At 68.7% G+C, this 5,426-nt stretch carries 5 protein-coding genes; 1 reads left to right on the forward strand and 4 read right to left on the reverse strand.

Annotation, left to right across the window (positions count from 1 at the left end; all coding sequences use genetic code 11):
• The 4 genes from ABTZ94_RS35985 to ABTZ94_RS36000 all read right to left on the reverse strand — a co-directional run.
• Positions 1-1,227, reverse strand: a 1,227-nt coding sequence (locus tag ABTZ94_RS35985; RefSeq protein ID WP_351207419.1) for a bifunctional transcriptional activator/DNA repair enzyme AdaA, incomplete at its 3' end; no start/stop codon positions are given.
• Between the two features lie 71 nt (positions 1,228-1,298).
• Positions 1,299-2,474, reverse strand: a complete 1,176-nt coding sequence (gene rsgA, locus ABTZ94_RS35990) for a ribosome small subunit-dependent GTPase A (RefSeq protein ID WP_351207411.1) — start codon at positions 2,472-2,474, stop codon at positions 1,299-1,301.
• A gap of 589 nt (positions 2,475-3,063) precedes the next feature.
• Positions 3,064-3,264, reverse strand: coding sequence for a hypothetical protein (locus tag ABTZ94_RS35995; protein ID WP_351207413.1), 201 nt, complete (start codon positions 3,262-3,264; stop codon positions 3,064-3,066).
• A 370-nt stretch (positions 3,265-3,634) separates the two neighbouring features.
• A complete protein-coding gene (locus ABTZ94_RS36000; RefSeq protein ID WP_351207415.1) occupies positions 3,635-3,868 on the reverse strand; it encodes a chaplin in 234 nt (77 codons plus the stop codon).
• Positions 3,869-4,761: 893 nt separating this feature from the next.
• Between ABTZ94_RS36000 and ABTZ94_RS36005 the strand changes: the two genes are divergently transcribed.
• A partial coding sequence (locus ABTZ94_RS36005) for a chaplin (RefSeq protein ID WP_502967367.1) occupies positions 4,762-5,426 on the forward strand: 665 nt, incomplete at its 3' end.

The following is a 5,426-nucleotide window of genomic DNA, read 5'->3' on the forward strand; positions in this document are numbered from 1 at the left end:
CGGGCCGATCCCCGGCAGCCGCAGCAGCGCCTGCTCGGCCTCGTCGCGGTCGGCACCGGCGTCGAGCCGTACGTCCCCGTCGGCGAGCGCGGTCGCCAGTGCCCGCAGCGCCGGGTCGTCCACTGCGCCGGCCAGCACTCCCGGCTCGGGAAACACATGCGTAAGCCCGCCGCAGGGTACGTCGAGGACCTTCCCGTACATCTCGACGAGCCGCTCGGCCGCGGCCCTGCCCACCAGCGTCCGTACGGCGAACTCATCCGGATCCGCGGCACCCGGCGAGCGCAGCCCCGGGCGGGCGGCGACACCCGGTGCGAGTCGCGGGTCGGTGCCGAGCCGCTCGTCGACGGCGTACGGATCGGCGTCCAGGTCGAACAGGCGCCGCAGCCGCTGCACGGCCGTCGTCAGATCCCGCAGGTCCGTGAGGTGGATCCGGGTGTCCAGCCAGGACCCGGCGGACCGCTCGTCGACGGCTACGATGCCCGTGCCGTACGGGAGCCGCAGAGTGCGCCGGTAGGTACGGGCGCCGGGCTCCCCGCTGACCTCCTCGATCCGGGCGACCGTCTCGCCGGCCAGGAGATCGAAGACCTCGCGGGCCGCGTACGGCCCCCGGTGGGCGAGCCGCAGCGGGATCCCGGTGGTGCGCGCCCCCCGGACCGCCGCTCCCAGCCCCGTCCCGGCCTCGGCGCGCAGTGCGCTCGGCGTCCGGGCGTAGATCTGCCGGATCGTGTCGTTGAACTGCCGCACGCTGGCGAAGCCGGACGCGAAGGCGATCTCGGTCACGGGCAGCCCCGTCGTCTGGAGCAGCACCCGCGCGGTGTGCGCCCGCCGGGCGCGGGCGAGCGCGACGGGTCCGGCGCCCAGCTCCGCGTTGAGCTGCCGCTGCACCTGGCGTGAGCTGTAGCCGAGCCGGTGGGCGAGACCGGGCACGCCCTCCCGGTCGACCACGCCGTCGCCGATCATCCGCATGGCTCGGCCGACGACATCGGCCCGTACGTTCCAGGCCGCGGAGCCGGGCACGGCGTCGGGGCGGCAGCGTCGGCACGCCCGGAAGCCGTTGCCCTGGGCTGCGGCCGCGGTCGGGTAGAAGCGGATATTCTTCCGCTTGGGAGTGACGGCGGGGCAGCTCGGCCGACAGTAGATGCCGGTCGTCTCGACGGCGAAGAAGAACTCCCCGTCGAAACGGGCGTCGCGGCTGCTCACCGCCTCGTACCTGGTCTGTTCGTCCATCACACCGTCCAGTGTGCGGCACCTCGGGGCACCGCACTGGCGGTATTCGGACGTCGATCAGAGGCTGCGGCCTACCGCAGCCGGCCCCGCTTCGCGTCCATGGACGCCCGGCCCTCGGCGCCCCTGCGCTTCCATTCACGCAGCATTTCGGACCGCACCCGGGCATCGGTCTTGGCGGCGATGCGCTGGTTCTCGCGGAGCAGCTTGCGGAAGCTGTCGAGGCGCCGCTCGGGCAGCGAACCGTCCTCGATCGCGGCGAGTACCGCGCAGCCGGGCTCCGACTCATGGGCGCAGTCGTGGAACCGGCACTGCTCGGCCAGCTCCTCGATCTCTGAGAAGACCTGGCCGACGCCGGTCTCCGCATCCCAGAGGCCGACCCCGCGCAGTCCGGGCGTGTCGATCAGTACACCCCCGGAGGGCAGGACCAGCAGATTGCGGGTGGTGGTGGTGTGCCGGCCCTTGCCGTCGACGTCACGGGCGGCCTGCACCTCCATCACGTCGCGGCCGAGGAGAGTGTTGGCGAGGGTCGACTTGCCCGCGCCGGACGCCCCGAGCAGCACGCTCGTCCCGCCCGAGACGATGGCGGCGAACACATCGAGCCCCTCCCCGGTGGCGGAGCTGACGGGCAGCACCTGAACACCGGGCGCGATGGCCTCGATGCCCTGGACGAGGTACGAGAGCGTGGCGGCGTCCGGCACCAGATCGGCCTTGGTCAGCACCACGATCACCTCGGCGGCGCCGTCCGCGGCGGACGCCCCGTCGCACAGCAGCGCGTCGCCACTGGCGCTGGACATGGCGAGCGCGAGGAAGCGCTCCACCCGCCCCAGGTCGAGCTCCACGGCGAGCGAGACACAGATGGCGATGTGGTCGACATTGGTGGCGAGCACCTGCCCTTCGGAGCGCTGCGACGACGTCGAGCGAACGAAGGCCGTACGCCGCGGCAGCAGCGTCCGTACGAATTGCGGATCACCGTCGGGGTCGACGGCGACCCAGTCGCCCGTGCAGACGATCCGCATCGGATCGCGTGGGACGACGAAGGCGGTGTCGGCGCGGAGCGTGCCGTGCGGAGTGACGACATCGCACTGCCCTCGGTCCACCCGCACCACCCGTCCGGGCAGCAGACCCTGTCCGGCGTACGGGGCGAACTCGGCGGCCCAGTCGTCGTCCCAGCCGTACGGGGACAGCGGATGCGACGCGGACGAGCCCTGAAGAGAAGAAGCGAAGAACGGAGAAGACGGGAAAGACAACGGAAACCCTTCAAAGGGTGGTCCCGGCAACGCGCACACGGGCGCGGAGAGTTACGGAAAGGTCAGCCGGCGACCACGGGGGTGGGAACGATGTTCTTCTGGTTGTGGGCAACGCCCACCGCAGCGGCAGTCATCAATGTCCTCACCTCCTGGTTCAAGCACGGGGCCGACACCGGCGGTTCATGTCCGCCGTCCGGAACGTTGCACACGATAGCCCGCAGCCGTCGGGTGACGTCAACACATTTAGGCCGACCGGCAGCCCCGGTCCGGAGTGCTTCCGGTACGCAGCCTGGGCTGAGCCCCGCCTGTATGCCAGATGCCCACCGCCCCCGTGGAACGGTGGGCATCGTCATGCGTGAAGCCCTGGGGCTGCGCCCCGGACCTTGCTCAGCGGTGCGCATACCGGATTACGGGCGATTGCCGCGCGGAGCCGAACCGGCCACTGCCGCGCCGGGCGTCATCTTCTTCATCACGCTTCACCTTCCGGAGCGTCCCGTTGTGGAGCGTACCGATCAACCTGTTGCGGAAGCGTCGGTTCCGCAATGCCGTTCAAATGGGTTCGATCCTGCGTGAGTTCGACGCTCCGCCCTCACCCGTCGACGTCTTCAGCGGAGATACGGGCCGCAGGAACGCGACTTCCCGCACAAGGCCGATGGGGCTCCGCGGGCGGTACCGGATCCGGGCCGCCGCGGGCCGCCCGCCATTCGGCGAGCAGCCGGTCGTAGATGGGTGTGACGTCCTGCGCGTGCCGCTGTCGGCCGCTGGGGCGTTGACTGTCGTACTGGTCCATGATGGGCCCCTACCCGGTGCAACGGGTGACGTCCGCCGTCACTACGGCAACCGGACCAGTCCACTCGCCCCTTCGAGGGGTCGGCGGCGCCCCGAACGCACGAGATGGGGCCGGCGCATCCGGGCCGCCGAAGAACGGCTGCCGCGTGGATGTGCCGGCCCCACGGGTGTTTCACGCACTGCGGGCAGGCTTACTCGAAGCCGCCTCCATGGCGCTGTCCTCCATGAGTTCGAGGAATCAGCGACGAGCGACCGGAGTCTTGCGGTTCCAGTGCCCCTCCCGGCAAACTTTGCCGGTCACGGCACTAGAACCCGAGATCGCATGCGTACCGGAGCCTTCCGACCATGAGCGCTCAGCTCGCGACCGGAGATCAGCTGTTGGTGCAGACGTTGCCGAAGGTGGGGTTGAGCCAGGCGATCGCGTTCACGGTGTTGCCGCAGAGGCCGACCGGAACGTGGACCGGAGCCTGGAGAGCGTTGCCGGACACCACGCCCGGGGAGTTGGCAGCGCTGCCATCGGCACCGGTGTCGGCGAAGGCGGGCGCGGCGGCACCCATCGCCATCAGGGTTCCGGCGGCGATGGCGGCAACCTTGGTGTACTTCACTTTTTTCCCTTTCTTTGACGGAGTTCGGAGCGGCCACGTCTTTCGTGCCGCACGAGCGCGGTCCTGAGCACTCGTAAACTCCGCTGCTGCAACTCGTAACGAGATAAGACCTTAGGCGAAACTCTTTGAGGAGAAGATTCCCGAAAAACCGCCCGGATAACGCAGTATCGATCAACTCGATGTCACGGGCGTGATCATCGGACAATCCGATGTGCCAGTACCGGGAAAGGCGGGCAGCAGGCTCGGGCCGCGCGGAGGAGGAATACCGACGGTACGAGCCTGCCATTGCGGCTGGATCAGCCGTTGCCGGCACCGTGGCCGGAGAGCACCCGAATACCGTCCAGGATGTGCGACAGCGGCCCCTTACGCTCCGTACGGGAGCCCCCTGCCCAACTCGCGGCCGGGCGTTTGGTTCTCTCCATTCACCCGAATGTCAAGGCGCACAGACAGCGGTACGAAGCAACGCCACGGGGCGAAGCATCATCCAGCCGCTCCAGCCCTTCCTCAAGGCGTCAACGGCCTGGGGTCCACGCAGAGCTGAGCACCCGCATTGCGACGAACGGCGTCAACGTGAGCGTGCACATGTAATCCATTCGAGCGCTCACAAAATTTCCACGAACTTTCGAGTTTCCTCAACAATTCCCCCTCGTTATTACTTTCATCAAGCGTGCAGCTTGGGCGTTCATCGGGCAGAAATAGGACTTATCACATGAGGAACGCTTCTTCGTGGTCTCTCCGCCTTTCCGCAATCGCCGCTTGCCGACTCACGTGGGAAGACCCCCGGGGTGGCGTCCCCGGCGCAAGTTGCATCGCCTGATGAATGAACCGCGAGCATTCTGCTCGCACGGAATCATAAGGAAGGGCAACCAATGCGAAAAGCCTTGAGTAAGAGCGTGCTGGTCATGGCGGCGGCGTCAGGCATTCTGACCGCGGCAGGCGGGTACGCGTTCGCGGACACGTCGGCCGATGGCGCCACCATCGGTTCGCCGGGTATCGGCTCGGGCAACACCGTGCAAGCGCCTGTGCACGTTCCCGTCAACGTGTGCGGCAACACGGTCAATGTGGTCGGTCTGTTGAATCCCGCGTTCGGCAATCAGTGCGGGAACGGAGGAGGCGCCGGGAACAGCAACGGCGGCCAGGGTGCGAGCGCCGAGGGCGTCGCGACCGACTCTCCCGGTGTGCTGTCCGGAAACCTCATCCAGGCTCCGGTGGATGTCCCGGTCAACGCCTGCGGCAACAGCGTCAACGTCGTCGGTGCGCTGAACCCGGCGTTCGACAACAAGTGCTCCAACGGGAACGGGCCGGGCACCGAGCCGCCGGTGGTCGAACCCCCGGTAGTCGAACCCCCCGTGATCGAACCCCCGGTGGTCGAACCCCCGGTGGTCGAACCCCCCGTGATCGAACCTCCCGTGATCGAACCTCCCGTGATCGAACCCCCCGTAGTCACACCCCCGGTGGTCGAACCCCCCGTAGTCACACCCCCGGTGGTCGAACCCCCCGTAGTCACACCCCCGGTGGGCGCGCCCGCCGTCGTGGGGCCCCTGGCCCACGCGGTGGC

The sequence above is a fragment of the Streptomyces sp. NPDC002785 genome (assembly GCF_040295565.1).
Classification (GTDB): Bacteria; Actinomycetota; Actinomycetes; order Streptomycetales; family Streptomycetaceae; genus Streptomyces.

Bases quoted from the DNA above. Each gene is read 5' to 3' on its own strand.
- ABTZ94_RS35995 (WP_351207413.1), bottom strand. From the start codon at position 3,264: ATGGACCAGTACGACAGTCAACGCCCCAGCGGCCGACAGCGGCACGCG.